Genomic DNA, 16,657 nt, shown 5'->3' with positions numbered 1-16,657 from the left:
GCTTGAGTGACAGCATGAGTCGACCGCCTGTGCTCCGATCGCTGCAGACGATCGTCCCCGACACCGTTCTCGTGCAGGAGCAGGTGCGCGACGTCTTCGCCCAGCAGCCCGACCTCGGGCGCTTGGCGCAGCGGATCGTCACGACGTCGTTCAATGTCTCGGGCATCGACCGCCGCCATACCGTGATCGACGAGTTGTCGCTCGAATCCGACGTGGCCGATCCCGTCTTCTTCGACCGGCGTTCCGGAGAGCTGCTGGCTCCGGGCACGAAGGCGCGCAACGACATCTACACCCGGGAGGCTGCCCGACTCTTCGTCGACGTCGCGCGGCGGGCCCTCGAGGCCGACCCCGAGATCGGCCCGGAGGATGTGACTCACGTCATCACGGTGTCCTGCACCGGGTTCCACGCTCCCGGACCGGAGTACGAGATCGTGCGCGCTCTCGGGCTCTCCGATGCGGTGCAGCGCTTCCATCTCGGGTTCATGGGCTGCTACGCGTCGATGCCGGCGCTGCGGGCGGCGAGCCAGTTCTGCATCGCCGACGAGAACGCGGTCGTCCTGGTCGTCAGCGTCGAGCTGTGCACCCTGCATCTGCGTTCCTCGGAGAACCCGGACACGATCGTCGCCTCCTCCCTGTTCGCCGACGGTGCGGCGGCCGGCATCGTCACGGCCCGTGACCTTCCGTCGGCGTCGACCGCCCTGCGGCTGGACCGGTTCCACACGGCCATCGCGCCGGAGGGCGAGAAGGACATGGCCTGGACGATCGGCGACACCGGGTTCGAGATGATCCTCTCCACCGCCGTCCCGCAGATCATCGGGGAGACCATCATCGGCGCTCTCCGGCCGCTGTATTCCGCTTATGCGGAGATGGCCGAGGCTTTCGAGGCGGGGCGGGTGGGGGAGAAGGTCGAGCACTGGGCGATCCACCCCGGGGGGCGCAGCATCCTGGACCGGGTGCAGGAGCGGATGCATCTCAGCGATGCGCAGCTGCACCCCGCCCGCGAGGTCCTGCGCGAGAACGGCAACATGTCCAGCGCCACGGTGCTCTTCGTCCTCAAGCGCATCTTGGAGGAGGAGGGCGCGGCAGCGGGCGAGCGCGTCGCCGCGATGGCCTTCGGGCCGGGGCTGACCGCCGAGAGCGCGCTGCTCACCGTCGTCGCCCCCTCGGCCTCATGAGTCCAGCCCTGGCGGTCAGGGACGTCGAGACCCGTGAGCTGATGGACGACCCGCACGCCGATGCGCGAATGCTGGCGCGGACCTACGGGCGGTTCGGCTTTGTGAACGCGCTGGTCTCGCGTCCGGGCACGCTCTATCGCCGCGACATCCGGCCGCGCGCGGAGCGGGCAGGGCGACTGCGCATCCTCGATGTCGGCGCCGGCGGGGGAGACCTCTGCCGTCTGCTCGCCGGGCGGCTGCGTCACGACGGGTTCGATGCCGAGATCACCGCCCTCGATGCCGATGAGCGGGCGATCCGGTGGGCCTCGGCGCACGACCGCGGCGCCGGCATCCGCTATCGACGGGCGCTGACCACCGAGCTGGTCGAAGCGGGCGACACCTACGACGTCGTGCTGTCCAACCACGTGTTGCACCATCTGGACGAGGACGAGCTCCAAACGGTCCTCAGCGACTCGACGCGGCTCGTCGCGCCAGGCGGATTAGTGTCCCACCACGACATCGCCCGGAGCCGGACCGCCCACGTGCTGTTCGCCGCGGCGACCTTGCCGATCTCGCGCACCCTTCTCGCCGACTCGTTCATCCGCGAAGACGGTCTCATCAGCATCCGACGCTCGTACACGGTCGCCGAGCTGACGGCGATCGCTCCGACCGGGTGGACCGTCCGCGGGGGACTGCCCTCGCGACTGGAGCTGCGGTGGGAGGAGGGCAGTGCCCGATCATGACGTGCTGATCGTGGGAGCAGGGCCCGTCGGTCTGCTCCTGGCCTGCCTGCTGCTGCAGGACGGATTGCGGGTGGTGGTCTGCGAGCGGCGCACGGATGCCGACGATCGGACCAGGGCGATCGGCATCCATCGGCCGGGGCTGGACGCGCTCGATGCGGTCGGAATCGGGACGGACGTCCGGTCGGAAGCGCTGCGGCTCGAAGGCGGAGAGGTGCGCAGTCGCCGCAGGACCCTGGCCACGCTGACCTTCGCGCCGGATCGCCCCGTCCTGATCCTCCCGCAGCCGCGGACGAGTGCGCTGCTCCGGGCCCGACTGCAGGCACTCTCCCCGGATGCCCTGATCTCCGGATGCACGGTGCAGGCGCTTCGGAGCACCGCCGCTGCGGTTCAGGTCTCGGCGCAGACCGGGGCGGGACCGCGCACGTTCACCGCGTCGATCGTCGTGGTGGCAGACGGTGTGCGCAGCCGTCTGCGCGATGAGCTCGACCTCGGCTGGCACCGTCGTCCGGGACGCGCGTCGTACTCGATGCTCGACGTCGCAGACGCCTCACCGGGTGAGCATGCCGTCCTGCACTGCGAACCCGCCGGTCTCGTCGAGTCCTTCCCGCTTCCCGGTGGAGTGCGGCGCTGGGTTGTGCGCGAAGGGTCCGACGGGGTTCTGGGTACTGCCGAAAACCTCCGTGCCGTGATCGAGGCGCGCACCGGGATCGCCATCGAACTCCCGCCCGATGCGGAGCCGGCCTCCTTCGTCGCCGCACAGCACCGGGCGACACGGCTGACCAGGGGGCGGGTGGTGCTCCTCGGAGACGCCGCGCACGAGATCAGTCCTATCGGCGGGCAGGGGATGAACCTGGGCTGGGTGGATGCCGCTCGTCTCGCGTCCGAACTCGCGCGGTCGCTGCCGCATCGGATGCCCGAGCTGGCGAGGTTCGAGTGGCACGTGCTGCGGTCCGCCTCGCGCGCACAGCGGCGCTCGGCGTTCTACATGTCGATGGGTGCTCCGGCGCCGGCGCCCGTGGTCCGCGGCCGGGAGCTGCTGATGCGCGCGCTGGGCTCGCCGCCGCTGCGGGCATGGACGGCCGGGCTCCTCACGATGCGCGGCCTCTGATGCGCGGCCTCTGACACACCGCCTCTGACGCACGGCCTCTGACGCACGAAGGCCCGGTCCGCAGTGCGCGGGACCGGGCCTTCGAGAAAGCGGATCAGAAGTTGATCATGTGGCCGGCGAGGCCGTGGAAGCCCTCCTGCAGCGCCTCCGACAGCGTCGGGTGCGTGTGCACGTTGCGGGCCAGCTCCAGAGCCGTGAGGTCCCACTTCTGGGCCAGCGTCAGCTCCGGCAGCAGCTCGGAGACATCCGGGCCGATCATGTGGGCGCCGATGAGCTCGAGGTGCTCGGCGTCGGCGATCAGCTTGACGAAGCCGACCGGCTCGCCGAGGCCGTGCGCCTTGCCGTTGGCCATGAACGGGAAGGTCGAGACCTTGATCTCGCGCCCCTCGTCCTTGGCCTGCTGCTCGGTGAGACCGAACGACGCGACCTGCGGGGAGCAGAACGTCGCACGCGGCATCATCCGGTAATCGCCGAGCGTCTGGGTCTCCGCGCCACCGATGGTCTCGGCAGCGACGACGCCCTGAGCCTCGGCCACGTGGGCGAGCTGCAGCTTGGCGGTCACGTCGCCGATGGCGTAGATGCCCTCGACGTTGGTGCGCATGTGGTCGTCGATGTCGATCGCGCCGCGCTCGGTCAGCTTCACGCCGGTGGCCTCGAGGCCGAAGCCCTCGATGTTCGGGGCGAAACCGACCGACATGAGCACCTTGCCGGCCTCGATCGACGACTGCTGGCCGTCCTTGCCGGTGTAGGTGACCGTCACCGAGGAGCCGTTGTCGACGACCGACTCGACCTTGGTCGAGGTGAGGATGTCGACGCCGTAGTTCTTGTACTGCTTCGTGATCTCCTTCGACACGTCGGCGTCCTCGTTGGGGAGCGCGCGGTCGAGGAACTCGATGATCGTGACCTTCACACCGTAGTTCGTGAGGACGTAGGCGAACTCCATGCCGATCGCGCCGGCACCGACGATGACGATCGACTCGGGCAGCTCACGGGTCATGATCTGCTCTTCGTACGTCACGACGTTCTCGCTGAGCGTCACTCCGGGGAGGAGGCGGACCTTGGAGCCGGTGGCGATGATGACGTTGTCGAAGGTGACCTCTTCGACCTGACCATCGGCCTTGGCGACCGAGATCGCCTTCGGGCCGGTGAACGTGCCGCGACCGTTGTACTCGGTCACCTTGTTCTTCTTCATCAGGAAGTGGATGCCCTTGACGCGACCCTCGGCGACCTCACGGCTGCGATCGAACGCCTTGCCGAAGTCGATCGTGAACTCGCCGGAGATTCCGAAGAACTCGGCCTTGTGGTTCAGGGTGTGCGCGAGCTCCGCGTTCTTCAGGAGCGCCTTGGAGGGGATGCAGCCGACGTTGAGGCAGACACCACCCCAGTACTTCTCCTCGATGATGGCGGTGGACAGACCGAGCTGCGCGCTGCGAACCGCAGCGACGTATCCGCCAGGACCTGCACCAAGGATGACGACGTCGTAATGTGGCATGCCTTAAGCCTATCGCTCCGTGGGGGCGTCGGAACCGGTCGCGGAACCGCCGCGGCGACGGCTCAGGACGATCCATGTGACCACGCCGGCGACCACCAGGACGGCGACGATCGCGAGCACCCAGATCCACGGGGATCCGGCGTCGCCGTCACCGGAATCGGCCGGCGGCGTCGTGGTCGCCTCGGGTGCTGCGGTCTGCTCCGCCGTCGGTGCCGCGGTGGTGGGCGCAGCAGTGGGTGCCTCGGTCGGTGTCGCATCGTCGCCGACGGTCACGGTGAAGGAGTACTCGCCGGATGTGGGGTGGCCGTCGCTCGAGACGACCTTCCAGATGACGTGGTACTCGCCGGCCGGGCCCGAGCCCTGCAGCGGCTGGGTGACGATCGCGCCGTCGACCGTCGCTGCGCCGTCGGTGACCGAGGAGCCGTCGGGGCCGGTGACGACGACCTCGGTCGCGCCCTCGCCGTCGATGAGCTTGGCGCTGAAGGTGAGCGTCAGCTCCGACGGCACGGTCTCGACGGACTCGTCTGCGGCCGGAGACGACGACACGAGCGCGTCGTGCGCGGAGGCCGAGAGTGGAGAGAAGAGCACGAGGAACGCAGCGAGCAGGGTGGCGGCGAGGGCGATCGGGGTCGCCGGGCGCCGCAGGACATTGGTCTTCACGGTTCCACCCTATGAATACCCGGTATGTGATGGCTGAGTATGCAACCGGCCTCCCGCGAGCGCCTCGGCATCCGTTAGTCTGGAAAGCCAAGGAGGGCACTGTGACTGACAGCGACAGCCGACCGGCCGGAGAAGCCGCGATCCACCGTTCCGGTGAGCAGAGACACGACGTGACGCAGACGTTCGGGCACGATTCCGACCTGTCTTTCGTGCCGTTCGGAGTGGAACTCACCGACGTCGAGCAGAGTGCGATCAGCGCCCTGCCCGCAGGATCGGCGTTGCTGCTGGTCCGTTCCGGCGCTCTCGCCGGTGCCCGCTACCTCCTCGACACCGACGTGACCACGGTCGGCCGGCATCCGGAGGCCGACATCTTCTTCGACGACGTGACCGTGTCCCGTCGTCATGCAGAGATCACCCGCACCGGGTCGGCGTTCGAGATCATCGATCAGCGCTCGCTCAACGGAACGTACGTCAACGGGGAGCGCGTCGACCGCAGCCCGCTCGTCGACGGTTCGGAACTGCGTGTCGGCAAGTTCCGCCTGAATTTCTTCGCCTCCCCTCGCGATCGCGCGGCGGCGAACGACTGATGGCGGCTACTCCCGCCCGCGAACGTTCCGCGTCCGCGGGCTTGCTGAGCATCGGCCAAGTCCTCGCTCGGCTCACACCGGAGTTCCCCGACCTCACCTCCAGCAAACTGCGCTTCCTCGAGGTGCAGGGCATCGTCAGCCCCTCGCGCACCGAGTCCGGCTATCGCAAGTTCTCCACGGCGGACATCGAACGACTGCGTCTCGGCCTCACTCTGCAGCGCGACCACTATCTTCCGCTGAGCGTGATCCGCGAGCAGCTCGACGACGTCGATGCCGGCGGGGAGGCGACTCCGTTCGCTCCGCCGCCCTCGATCACGCCGGCGCCGCGCAGATACCGACGCGACGAGCTGCTGGCTGCAGCCGGCGCGGGCCCGCAGCTGCTCAACGACGCGATCAGCACCGGTGTCATCATCGCCCAGGAGAGTTACCAGGAGACGACGGTCACGCTGTTGCGCGGCCTCGTCGCCCTCGACCGCCACGGCATCGAGCCGCGGCACCTGCGCTCGCTGCGCCAGGGAGCAGATCGCGAGGTCGCGCTCATCGAATCGGCGATGTCCGCGCTGCTGCGTCGGACGGATGCTCCGTCCCGGGCCAAGGCCAGCGAGCTGGCGCCGGAACTGGCCGCGAAGATCGACGAGGTGCGCTCGCTCTTCGTCAAAGACGCGCTGTCGCGAGTGCTTTCGTAACGAACTGGTTGCGACACACCTTCGCGGTCCCGCGGATGTGATTGCCGGTGCCCAGGCACTGCTCTACCGTGGAAGATAACCGTTCCAGGGAGGATTTCAGATGAATGCGGATGAGCTCGCAGGAGACCCGCGGTTCGTACCCGAACTCCTCTTCACCGATGGTCTTCCGGCCATGGACGACGAGGTCGGCTACCGTGGCGCGGTCGCCGCTCGCGCCGCCGGCATCACCTACCGTCAGCTCGACTACTGGGCGCGCACCGAGCTGGTGGAACCCACCGTTCGCGGGGCGAACGGCTCCGGGTCGCAGCGTCTCTACGGCTTCCGCGACATCCTCGTCCTGAAGCTCGTGAAGAGCCTGCTCGACACGGGCATCTCGCTGCAGCAGATCCGCACGGCCGTCGAAGAGCTCCGACGCGCAGGCATCCGCGACCTCGCCGGTACGACGCTCATGAGCGACGGTGCATCGGTCTACCTGTGCACGTCGAACGACGAGGTCATCGACCTCGTGAGCCGCGGCCAGGGCGTCTTCGGCATCGCCGTCGGCAAGGTCCTCCGCGAGGTGGAGTCGACGCTGGTCGCGTTCGACGCGACCGCTCCGGATCCGGTCGACGAGCTTTCCGCCCGTCGGACCAAGCGCTCCGCCTGATCGCGCCTTCCCCCGTCATACAGAAAACGGCCGTCCTCGATGAGGATGGCCGTTTTGCTGTGCACGTGGTGAGGGTCAGCTCTGCGGACCGCTCTCGGGGACGGCGATCCGACCGGTGCGGATGATCCTGTCGAGCAGCGAATCGAAGTCGGCCGCCAGTTCCTGGGCGGAATCACCGGGCCAGATGTGCAGCGGCTTGGCCGCACCCTGTGCCTGCTGCAGGGAGGTGCGCTCCGGCAGCTGCGGCGAGAGCACGAGGGGGCCGAACATGTCGCGCAGCTCTTTGATGCGGAACTGGTGCTCGATGGACTGCGGGCGCACGCGATTCACGACGATGCCGAGCGGCTGCAGTCGGGGGGAGAGACCACGACGGATCTCCTCGATGGCGCGGAGGGCGCGATCGGCTGCGGCGACGGAGAAGAGGCCGGGCTCGGTGACGACCATGACGCGATCGCTCGCGGCCCAGGCGGTGCGGGTCAGGGCGTTCAGCGAGGGCGCGCAGTCGACGAGCACGAGGTCGTAGTCCGCCTCGACGGAGGCGAGCGCCTCCTCGAGCTTCCAGACGTCGCGCACGCTCGGGTGCGGTCCGTCGAAGTTGATGGCGGAAGGGCTCCCGATCAGCACGTCGATGGTGCCGGGGTGGACCTTCGCCCAGCCGCTGGAGGTGATCGCCTGACGGACGACCTTCTCCTTCGGGTTCGCCAGGACGTCGGCGATGTTGAGTCGTCCGGCCACCTGGATGTCCATCCCGGTGGAGACGTCGGACTGCGGATCGAGGTCGACGACGAGAGTCCGGACTCCTCGAGCGAAAGCCGCGGAGGCCAGCCCGAGTGTCACGGTCGTCTTGCCGACGCCCCCCTTGAGAGAGCTGACGCTGAGTACGTGCACGGACACCACGTTACCTTCCCCTAGGCTGAGGGAACACTCAGCCCCGCCCCATGCGCATCGAAAACGCTGCGCATCGAGCTTTCAGAGGTGTGCATGTTCCAGAAGATCCTTGTGGCGAACCGCGGCGAGATCGCGATCCGCGCATTCCGTGCGGCAGTCGAAGTGGGGGCGCGCACCGTCGCGGTGTTCCCTCATGAGGACCGCGGCTCCGTGCATCGGCTCAAGGCCGATGAGGCTTACGAGATCGGCGAGCGCGGCCATCCGGTGCGCGCATACCTGAACGTCGACGAGATCATCCGCGTCGCTCTCGAGTCGGGGGCGGATGCGATCTACCCCGGATACGGCTTCCTCTCGGAGAATCCGGAGCTGGCCGAGAAGGCCGCAGCCAACGGCATCGTCTTCATCGGTCCGCCCTCCAACGTGTTGGAGATGGCGGGGAACAAGGTCGAGGCGAAGCGTCACGCGATCGAGGCGGGCGTGCCCGTCCTCCGTTCCACCGAGGCCTCAGACGACGTCGACGCTCTCGTCGCCCAGGCGGAGGACGTCGGATTCCCGCTCTTCGCCAAGGCGGTCGCCGGCGGCGGCGGTCGCGGCATGCGCCGTGTCGAGACCTCCGGCGATCTCGCCCCCGCGCTGGCCGAGGCGATGCGCGAGGCGGCCAGCGCCTTCGGAGACGCCCGGATGTTCCTCGAACAGGCGGTCATGCGACCGCGGCACATCGAGGTGCAGATCCTCGCCGACAAGACCGGCGAGACCGTTCACCTGTTCGAGCGCGACTGCTCGGTGCAGCGGCGTCACCAGAAGGTCGTCGAGATCGCTCCGGCTCCGAACCTCGACGACAGCGTCCGCACCGCGCTGCACGGGTACGCGGTCGCGTTCGCACGGTCCATCGGCTACGAGAACGCCGGCACGGTCGAGTTCCTGCTCGAGACGGCGGGGGAGCGCACGGGCGAGGTCGTCTTCATCGAGATGAACCCGCGCATCCAGGTGGAGCACACGGTCACCGAGGAGGTCACCGATGTCGACCTCGTGCAGAGCCAGATGCGCATCGCTTCCGGTCAGACCCTCGCCGACCTCGGCCTGCAGCAGGAGAACCTGCATCTGCGGGGCGCGGCGCTGCAGTGCCGGATCACGACGGAGGACCCGACGCAGGGCTTCCGTCCCGACACCGGAAAGATCACGACCTACCGCTCGCCCGGCGGCGCCGGCATCCGTCTCGACGGCGGAACCGTGCACCAAGGGGCACAGATCAGCCCGCACTTCGACTCCATGCTGGCGAAGCTGACCTGCCGTGGTCGCGACTTCCCCGCAGCTGTCGCCCGCGCGCGTCGCGCACTGGCGGAGTTCCGCATCCGCGGCGTCTCCACCAACATCCCCTTCCTGCAGGCACTGCTGGAGGATGACGCGTTCATCGCGGGCGATGTGAGCACCTCGTTCATCGACGAGCGGCCCGAGCTGCTGCGCGGCCGGGTGTCGAAGGACCGCGGCACGAAGTACTTGAACTGGCTGGTCGACGTCACCGTCAACAAGCCGCACGGCGCCCACCCGGGAGTGATCGATCCCTCGTCGAAGCTGCCGACGGTCGATCTGACCACGGAACCGCCGGCCGGCTCTCGTCAGCGGCTTCTCGAACTCGGGCCGGAGGGCTTCGTGCGCAGTCTTCGCGAGCAGACCGCGTTGGCGATCACCGACACCACCTTCCGCGATGCGCACCAGTCCCTCCTGGCGACGCGGGTCCGCACGAAGGACCTCGTTGCGGCCGCTCCGTACCTGGCGCGGCTGACCCCTGGACTGCTGTCCGTCGAGGCCTGGGGCGGCGCGACCTACGACGTCGCCCTGCGGTTCCTCGGCGAGGACCCGTGGGAGCGCCTCGACAAGCTGCGTGCCGCGTTGCCGAACGTGGCGATCCAGATGCTCCTGCGTGGGCGCAACACGGTCGGCTACACGCCGTACCCGACGGCGGTCACCGAGGCATTCGTCGCGGAGGCGGCCGCCAGCGGCGTCGACATCTTCCGCATCTTCGACGCGCTCAACGATGTGGAGCAGATGCGCCCGGCCATCGAGGCCGTCCGCAAGACCGGCACGGCCGTCGCCGAGGTGGCGCTCTGCTACACCGGCGACCTGCTCGACCCCGCAGAAGACCTCTACACGCTCGACTACTACCTGCGCCTCGCCGACCAGATCGTCGAGGCGGGCGCGCACATCATCGCGATCAAGGACATGGCGGGTCTGCTGCGCCCCGCGGCCGCCGCGAAGCTCGTCGCGGCGCTGCGTGAGCGGTTCGACCTCCCGGTGCACCTGCACACGCACGACACTCCAGGCGGTCAGCTGGCCACGCTCCTCGCGGCCAGCGCCGTCGGCGTCGATGCGGTGGATGCCGCGTCGGCACCCCTGTCCGGCACCACGAGCCAGCCGTCCCTGTCGTCGCTCGTCGCAGCTCTCGCGCACACCGAGCGGGACAGCGGGATCTCGCTCGACGGCGTGTCCGACCTCGAGCCTTACTGGGAAGCGGTGCGTCGGGCGTACGCTCCGTTCGAGTCCGGGCTTCCGGGACCGACGGGACGCGTCTACCACCACGAGATCCCCGGCGGTCAGCTGTCGAATCTGCGTCAGCAGGCGAAGGCGCTGGGTCTCGCGGACGACTTCGAACTCATCGAGGACATGTACGCCGCCGCCGACCGGATCCTCGGGCGCGTGCCCAAGGTGACTCCCTCCTCGAAGGTCGTGGGCGACCTGGCCCTTCACCTCGCAGCCGTGAAGGCGGATCCCGCCGACTTCGAGGCCAACCCGGAGAAGTACGACGTGCCGGATTCGGTCGTCGGCTTCATGGCGGGCGAGCTCGGCGACCTGCCCGGCGGGTGGCCGGAGCCTTTCCGGACGAAGGTTCTCGCCGGACGCTCGGTGCGGGTCGGCCTCACGGACATCACGGTGGAGGACGAGGCGGCACTCGCCGGTACCAGCGCCGAGCGACGGACACGACTGAACACCCTGCTGTTCCCCGGGCCGAGCGCGGAGTTCGCGGAGCGCCGCGAGTTGTTCGGCGATCTCTCGGTGCTCGACACCAGCGACTACCTCTACGGCTTGGTGGCGGGGCAGGAGCACATGATCGAGATCGATCGCGGTGTGCAGCTCTACGTCGGCATCGAGGCCATCGGTGAGGCGGACGACAAGGGCATGCGGACCGTGATGACGACGCTCAACGGACAGCTCCGCCCCGTGTTCGTGCGAGATCGCTCCATCGTCGTCGACGCGCACGAGGTCGAGAAGGCGGACACCTCTGTTCCCGGGCAGGTCGCGGCGCCGTTCTCCGGCGTCGTGACCCTGAAGGCCGAGGTCGGCGCGGCCGTCCGGGCCGGGGAGCCGGTCGCGTCGATCGAGGCGATGAAGATGGAAGCGGCCATCACCGCGCCCGTCGACGGCGTCATCGAGCGCCATGCGATCGCCGAGACGCAGCAGGTGGATGCCGGAGATCTTTTGGTCGTGATCCGCCCCGCGCACTAACCTTGTGCGGGCGAGGCCTGCGCACCGTGTGCGCAACCCGAGGCCCGCACAGGCTGGGAGCGACATCGTGACACCGAAGAACATCACCGACCCCGAGGAGAGCCCGCTGGGGGTGCTCGATGAGGCCGCGTCGCTCGACACGGCCGGTATCGGCATCCTCGGCGGGACCGCACAGGTCAGTGTGACGCTGCCCAAGGACGAGGACGACGACCTCACCGACGACGGGGTCGTCGAGGGAGAGGTCGTCGGCGACCTCGTGATCGACCCGCCCGTTGCCGTGCAGTCCGAGGTGGAGCCGGCGTCCACGGCGAAGCCGTTGGCATCGGGAGCGCCCGCCGCGGAGGTGACCGCTGCTCGGACCGAGCGTCCGGACGCCGCGAAGAAGCCGAAGAAGCAGAAGGCAGCGGCGAAGACCCCGACTCTGACCCCGGTCCCGGCTCCGAAGAAGGTCGAAGATCTCGGGCGTCCCGCGAGGGCGGCCGACGAGACCGCGGTAGAGGAGCCTGGGGTCGACGAGGCTGAGCTCGAGCCCGAGCCCGAGCCCGAGGCCGAGGTCGTCGAGCCGTCGGTCGTCCATGCCGCCGCGATCGACGAGACCCCGGTGGCTTCGCCTCCGCTCGTCCATCCGCGCTCCGAGAACATCATCGATGCCGTGGTCGTCGATGAGCCCGACACCACCGCGCTCGTGGATACGCCGGACGACGACGGCGAGCAGTCCCAAGAGGCGGCGACGGCGGAGCGCTTCCTCGCGAGAGCGAAGGCCGACGTCGCACCGGCGCCTGCCGCATCCGCGCCCGCGGCATCCGCGCCCGCGGCATCCGTGCCCGCGGCATCCGTGCCCGCGCGAGCATCCGTCGAGAAGGAGAACAGGTCCGTGTCCACTCCCGATGAGAAGAAGTCCGTCGCATCCCAGCCGGTCCGGCCCGCTCCGCGAGTTGACGTCACGCTCACATCCAAACGCCTGGACGACCTGGGCGACGCCTCGAGGGAATCCGCCGACCTTCTGACCGCGGACCGGCTGCTCGACCCGCACCGGCTCGCGAAGCCCGAACCGGAAGGCGCATGGAGCCACTTCCTCTATGCCGTCTCGGGGCGTCGCATCAACATCGGAGACGGACGTCGTGCACGCGAGCGCAAGGCCCTGTCGGCGAGGATCGCCGCTCCGCTCGCCGGCGGAGCGCGGTTCGTTCCCGTGCTGTCGCGCAAGGGGGGAGTCGGCAAGACGACGATCACCGCGCTGCTCGGCATGGCTCTGGCCGACGCGCGCGAGGATCGTGTGATCGCTGTCGACGCCAACCCCGATCGGGGCACGCTCGCTGAGCGCATCGTGCGTCCGCACCACAGCAAGTCCGTGCGCGACCTCGTCCGCATCCACGACGACGTCAAGGGATACCACGACATCTCGGCCATCGTCGCCAGAGACGCGACACGACTCGACGTGCTCGCCTCCGACTCCGACCCGCGTATCGCCGAGGCCTTCAGCGACAGCGACTACCGCGATGTCGCCGGTGTCGCCGCACACTATTACTCTCTGGTCCTGACGGACACGGGAACCGGCATCGTCCACTCCGTGATGTCGGCGACCCTCGATCTCGCGGATCAGATCGTCATCGTCTCGGGGCTCAGCGTCGACGAGGCCCGGCTGGCCTCCGAGACGCTCACCTGGCTCGAGACCAACGGCTATGCGGAGCAGGCGCGCGACGCGATCGTGGTTCTCAACCAGTCGACGCCGGGAACCCCGCTGGTGCGGCTGAACGAACTGCAGGCGCACTTCGCCACCCGTGCCCGCAGCGTCGTCCGCGTCCCCTACGACCCGCAGATCGCCGGCGGAGGCACGATCGTGTTCGCGAACCTGCTCCCGGAGACCCGGATCGCGGCCCGTGAGTTGGCAGCACTCCTGGTCGAGGGCCTGCGGGCGAAGGCTGCCTGATGGCGGTACGTGAGATCCGCATCTTCGGCGACCCGGTTCTGCGCAGCGTCTGCGCGCCGATAGACGAGATCGACGACGGTGTGCGGGCCCTCGTGGCCGACCTCGTCGACACCGTCGAGCTCCCCGGACGTGCAGGCGTCGCCGCGCCGCAGATCGGTGTCGCGCTCCGCGCCTTCAGCTACAACATCGACGGCGACATCGGATACGTTCTCAACCCCGTCCTCACCGAGGTTCGTGGTGAGCCCCAGCCGACGGGGGAGGGATGCCTCTCGGTTCCCGGACTCTGGCATGATGCCCAGCGCTACCCGTGGGCCCGCGTCGAGGGCATCGACCTCGACGGCGAGCCGGTGGTGCTCGAGGGTGAGGGTCTACTCGCCCAGGCGCTGCAGCACGAGACCGATCACCTCGATGGCAAGCTGTTCCTGACCCGGCTCGACCCGGAGACCCGCAAGCTCGCCATGCGAGAGGTCCGCGAGAGCGCCTGGTTCTGAACGCACGAAGAAGGGCCCCGCGCGAGCGGGGCCCTTCTTCGTGCGTCGGAGTGTCAGCCGCCGATTGCCACGTTCGTCGTGGCGACGGGCTCGTCGTAGATCGCGATGATCTCGTCGGCGAAGTCGTTCATGATGACGTTGCGCTTGATCGAGAGCTTCGGCGTCAGGTGGCCGGAAGCCTCCGTCCACTCCGAGTCGAGGATCGTGAACTTCCGGATCGACTCTGCACGCGAGACGTGGGCGTTCGCGATGTCCACCGCTCGCTGCACCTCGGCGCGGACAGCGGCGTTCTTCGACGCGTCCTCGAGCGACATCTTCGCCTCGAGACCGTTGTTCGCGAGCCAGGTCGGGAGCATCTCGGGGTCGAGGGTGATGAGCGCCGAGATGAACGGACGCTGGTCGCCCACCACGACGACCTGACCGATGATCGGGTTGGCGCGGATCGGGTCCTCGAGCGCGGCGGGAGCGACGTTCTTGCCGCCGGCCGTGACGATGATCTCCTTCTTGCGTCCGGTGATCGTGAGGAAGCCCTCGGAGTCGAAGCTGCCGATGTCGCCGGTGTGGAACCAGCCGCCCTCGCTGAAGGCCTCCGCCGTCGCCTCGGGGTTGTTCCAGTACTCCTTGAACACGTTGATGCCGCGCACTTCGATCTCGCCGTCGTCGGCGAGGCGCACGCCCACACCCGGGAGCGCAGGGCCGACGGTGCCGATCTTCGACTTGTCCGCCAGGTTCACCGTCGCGGGTGCCGTCGTCTCGGTCAGACCGTATCCCTCGAGGATGACCACGCCGAGGCTGTGGAAGAAGTGGCCGAGGCGCGAGCCCAGGGGAGCGGAGCCCGAGACGGCGTACACGACGTTGCCGCCCATCGCCTCGCGGAGCTTGCTGTAGACGAGCTTGTTGAAGAGGGCGAACTTGAGCTTCATCCCGAACGGGATCTTCTTGCCGGCCTCGAGCAGCTTCGAGTGCTCGATGGCGACGTCGGCCGCGGCGCGGAAGATCTTGCCCTTGCCTCCGGCCTCGGCCTTCTGCTCAGCCGAGTTGTAGACCTTCTCGAACACACGGGGTACCGCGAGGAGGAAGGTCGGCTTGAACGAGCCGAGCGCGGGCAGGAGCTGGCGCGTATCCGGCTGGTGACCGGTGCGCACCCCGGCGTGGATGTCGAGGATCGAGATGAAGCGCGCGAACACGTGCGCCGTGGTGATGAAGAGCAGCGTGGAAGCGCCGGGGGTCTGTACGACGGCGTCGAGCGCCTTGGCCGAGTTGCGGGACAGCTCGACGAAGTTGCTGTGCGTGAGCACGCACCCCTTCGGCCGCCCGGTCGAGCCGGAGGTATAAATGAGTGTCGCGATGTCGGAACCGACGGCGAGGGTGCGGCGTCGTTCGATCTCTGCATCGGTCACCGAGGCGCCCTGAGCGGTCAGGGTGTCGATGGCCCCGAGGTGCAGCTGCCAGACCTCGCGGAGCAGCGGCAGGTCCCCGCGCACCTCATCGACGCGGGCGAAGTGCTCGGAGGTCTCCACGATCAGAGCGATCGCGCCGGAGTCTTCGAGGATCCACTGGATCTGCGACGGTGAGCTGGTCTCGTAGATCGGCACCATCACCGCGCCGGCGTAGAAGAGCGCGAAATCCACGAGCGTCCACTCGTACGTCGTGCGTGCGAGGAAGCCGACCTTCTCGCCGGGTTGGATGCCGGCCGCGGCGAAGCCCTTCGCCAGAGCGACGACGGCCGTCTGGAAGTCGGCTGCGGAGATGTCGCGCCAGCCGTCGCCGTCGGGCACGGAGAAGAGCGCACGATCCGGAGTGGCTTCGACGCGCTTCACCAGCAGGTCGGCGACGTTCGCGTCGGGATCGGCGGGGACGATCGCGGGGACTTCAAACTGGACCACGGCAGCTCCTTCGGTACCGGTCGGGCACGGGTGTCCTTCGAGTGTAGGGCATGGAATCGAGTCGCGCCCGAGGTGAGACTCAGTCGCTCCTGCGGCGGAGAAGTCGAGAACTTCCAGGCGCGGGGCACGGCGGCGCTAGACTTCACCTCGATGTTCTACTGGCTGATGAAGTACGTCGTTATCGGCCCCGTGGTCAAGGGTGTCTTCCGCCCCTGGATCGTGGGGCGGAACAACGTGCCCGCGAACGGTGCGGCGATCCTCGCGAGCAACCACCTCTCCTTCGCCGATTCCATCTTCCTGCCGCTGGTCATCGACCGTTCGATGTCATTCCTCGCGAAGAGCGACTACTTCACCGGTCGCGGCCTCAAAGGCTGGGCGACGAAGTTCTTCATGAAGGCCACCGGCCAGATCCCGATCGACCGATCCGGCGGCAAGGCCTCTGAGGCCTCCCTGAACACGGGGCTTCAGGTCCTCGGCGGTGGCGACCTGCTGGGTATCTACCCCGAGGGCACGCGCAGCCCCGACGGCAAGCTATATCGCGGTCGAACGGGGATCGCCCGGATGGCGCTCGAGGCGAAGGTCCCTGTGGTCCCCGTGATCATGGTCGACACCGACACGGCCATGCCGATCGGCAGGCGCCTGCCGCGCATCGTCCGCGTCGGCATCGTGATCGGGGAGCCGCTCGACTTCTCCCGGTACGCGGGCATGGAGAACGACCGCTACATCCTCCGATCGGTCACCGACGAGATCATGGTGGCCCTGCAGCGGCTCGGCGAGCAGACCTACGAGGACGTCTACGCGTCGACGGTCAAAGACCGCCTCCCGACCCGCGTCACATAGCCCTCGGCGCGCGTCTGGGCGGTACGCGCGACCACTAGGCTGGAA

14 protein-coding genes are annotated in these 16,657 nt (G+C 68.4%); 10 read left to right on the top strand and 4 right to left on the bottom strand.

Features of this window, described 5'->3' with window-relative positions; all coding sequences use genetic code 11:
- Positions 1–14: 14 nt before the first annotated feature.
- From BQ2383_RS18650 to BQ2383_RS18640, 3 genes are read left to right on the top strand one after another with little or no spacing between them, the layout of a single operon-like run.
- Positions 15–1,175, top strand: coding sequence for a type III polyketide synthase (locus BQ2383_RS18650; protein ID WP_167381664.1), 1,161 nt, complete (start codon positions 15–17; stop codon positions 1,173–1,175).
- Positions 1,172–1,897, top strand: coding sequence for a methyltransferase domain-containing protein (locus BQ2383_RS18645; protein WP_091037376.1), 726 nt, complete (start codon positions 1,172–1,174; stop codon positions 1,895–1,897). The genes BQ2383_RS18650 and BQ2383_RS18645 overlap by 4 nt, the downstream gene beginning before the upstream one ends.
- Positions 1,884–3,005: an FAD-dependent oxidoreductase gene (locus BQ2383_RS18640; protein WP_091037372.1), complete on the top strand. Its 1,122-nt coding sequence runs from the start codon at positions 1,884–1,886 to the stop codon at positions 3,003–3,005. The genes BQ2383_RS18645 and BQ2383_RS18640 overlap by 14 nt, the downstream gene beginning before the upstream one ends.
- 94 nt (positions 3,006–3,099) lie before the next feature.
- On the opposite strand, the gene lpdA is transcribed toward BQ2383_RS18640, so the two are convergent.
- A complete protein-coding gene (gene lpdA / locus BQ2383_RS18635; protein ID WP_091037369.1) occupies positions 3,100–4,497 on the bottom strand; it encodes a dihydrolipoyl dehydrogenase in 1,398 nt (465 codons plus the stop codon).
- Positions 4,498–4,506: 9 nt separating this feature from the next.
- Positions 4,507–5,157 (bottom strand): copper resistance CopC family protein, encoded by a 651-nt coding sequence (locus tag BQ2383_RS18630; RefSeq protein WP_091037366.1) that lies wholly within the window; start codon positions 5,155–5,157, stop codon positions 4,507–4,509.
- 101 nt (positions 5,158–5,258) lie between these two features.
- Here BQ2383_RS18630 and BQ2383_RS18625 point away from each other — a divergent pair, with 101 nt between their 5' ends.
- From BQ2383_RS18625 to BQ2383_RS18615, 3 genes are all read left to right on the top strand, one after another.
- Positions 5,259–5,744, top strand: coding sequence for an FHA domain-containing protein (locus BQ2383_RS18625; protein WP_091037349.1), 486 nt, complete (start codon positions 5,259–5,261; stop codon positions 5,742–5,744).
- Complete coding sequence (gene ftsR / locus BQ2383_RS18620; protein WP_091037347.1) at positions 5,744–6,430, top strand: transcriptional regulator FtsR; 687 nt, start codon at positions 5,744–5,746, stop codon at positions 6,428–6,430. Before BQ2383_RS18625 ends, ftsR begins: the two co-directional genes overlap by 1 nt.
- Before the next feature lie 100 nt (positions 6,431–6,530).
- Positions 6,531–7,076: a MerR family transcriptional regulator gene (locus BQ2383_RS18615; protein WP_091037345.1), complete on the top strand. Its 546-nt coding sequence runs from the start codon at positions 6,531–6,533 to the stop codon at positions 7,074–7,076.
- Positions 7,077–7,151: 75 nt separating this feature from the next.
- Here the strand turns inward: BQ2383_RS18615 and BQ2383_RS18610 are convergent, their stop codons facing one another.
- A complete protein-coding gene (locus BQ2383_RS18610) occupies positions 7,152–7,964 on the bottom strand; it encodes a ParA family protein (RefSeq protein ID WP_029261541.1) in 813 nt (270 codons plus the stop codon).
- Positions 7,965–8,057: 93 nt separating this feature from the next.
- On the opposite strand from BQ2383_RS18610, the gene BQ2383_RS18605 reads away from it, so the two are divergent.
- The 3 genes from BQ2383_RS18605 (at position 8,058) to def (ending at position 13,886) form a co-directional block, all read left to right on the top strand.
- The gene (locus tag BQ2383_RS18605; protein ID WP_091037343.1) at positions 8,058–11,465 is read left to right on the top strand and encodes a pyruvate carboxylase; all 3,408 of its coding nucleotides are present in this window, start codon (positions 8,058–8,060) and stop codon (positions 11,463–11,465) included.
- A gap of 67 nt (positions 11,466–11,532) precedes the next feature.
- Positions 11,533–13,395: a MinD/ParA family ATP-binding protein gene (locus tag BQ2383_RS18600; RefSeq protein ID WP_091037340.1), complete on the top strand. Its 1,863-nt coding sequence runs from the start codon at positions 11,533–11,535 to the stop codon at positions 13,393–13,395.
- Entirely contained in the window at positions 13,395–13,886 is a 492-nt protein-coding gene (def, locus tag BQ2383_RS18595) for a peptide deformylase (protein WP_091037337.1), read from the top strand. The genes BQ2383_RS18600 and def overlap by 1 nt, the downstream gene beginning before the upstream one ends.
- Before the next feature lie 53 nt (positions 13,887–13,939).
- Here def and BQ2383_RS18590 read toward each other — a convergent pair whose 3' ends face one another.
- The gene (locus tag BQ2383_RS18590; protein WP_091037334.1) at positions 13,940–15,772 is read right to left on the bottom strand and encodes an AMP-dependent synthetase/ligase; all 1,833 of its coding nucleotides are present in this window, start codon (positions 15,770–15,772) and stop codon (positions 13,940–13,942) included.
- Positions 15,773–15,922: 150 nt separating this feature from the next.
- Here BQ2383_RS18590 and BQ2383_RS18585 point away from each other — a divergent pair, with 150 nt between their 5' ends.
- Positions 15,923–16,612, top strand: a complete 690-nt coding sequence (locus BQ2383_RS18585) for a lysophospholipid acyltransferase family protein (protein WP_029261546.1) — start codon at positions 15,923–15,925, stop codon at positions 16,610–16,612.
- Positions 16,613–16,657 lie beyond the last annotated feature (45 nt).

This window comes from Microbacterium oxydans (assembly GCF_900095745.1).
Classification (GTDB): domain Bacteria; phylum Actinomycetota; class Actinomycetes; order Actinomycetales; family Microbacteriaceae; genus Microbacterium; species Microbacterium oxydans_B.
This window is presented reverse-complemented; position numbering and strand designations above follow the sequence as displayed.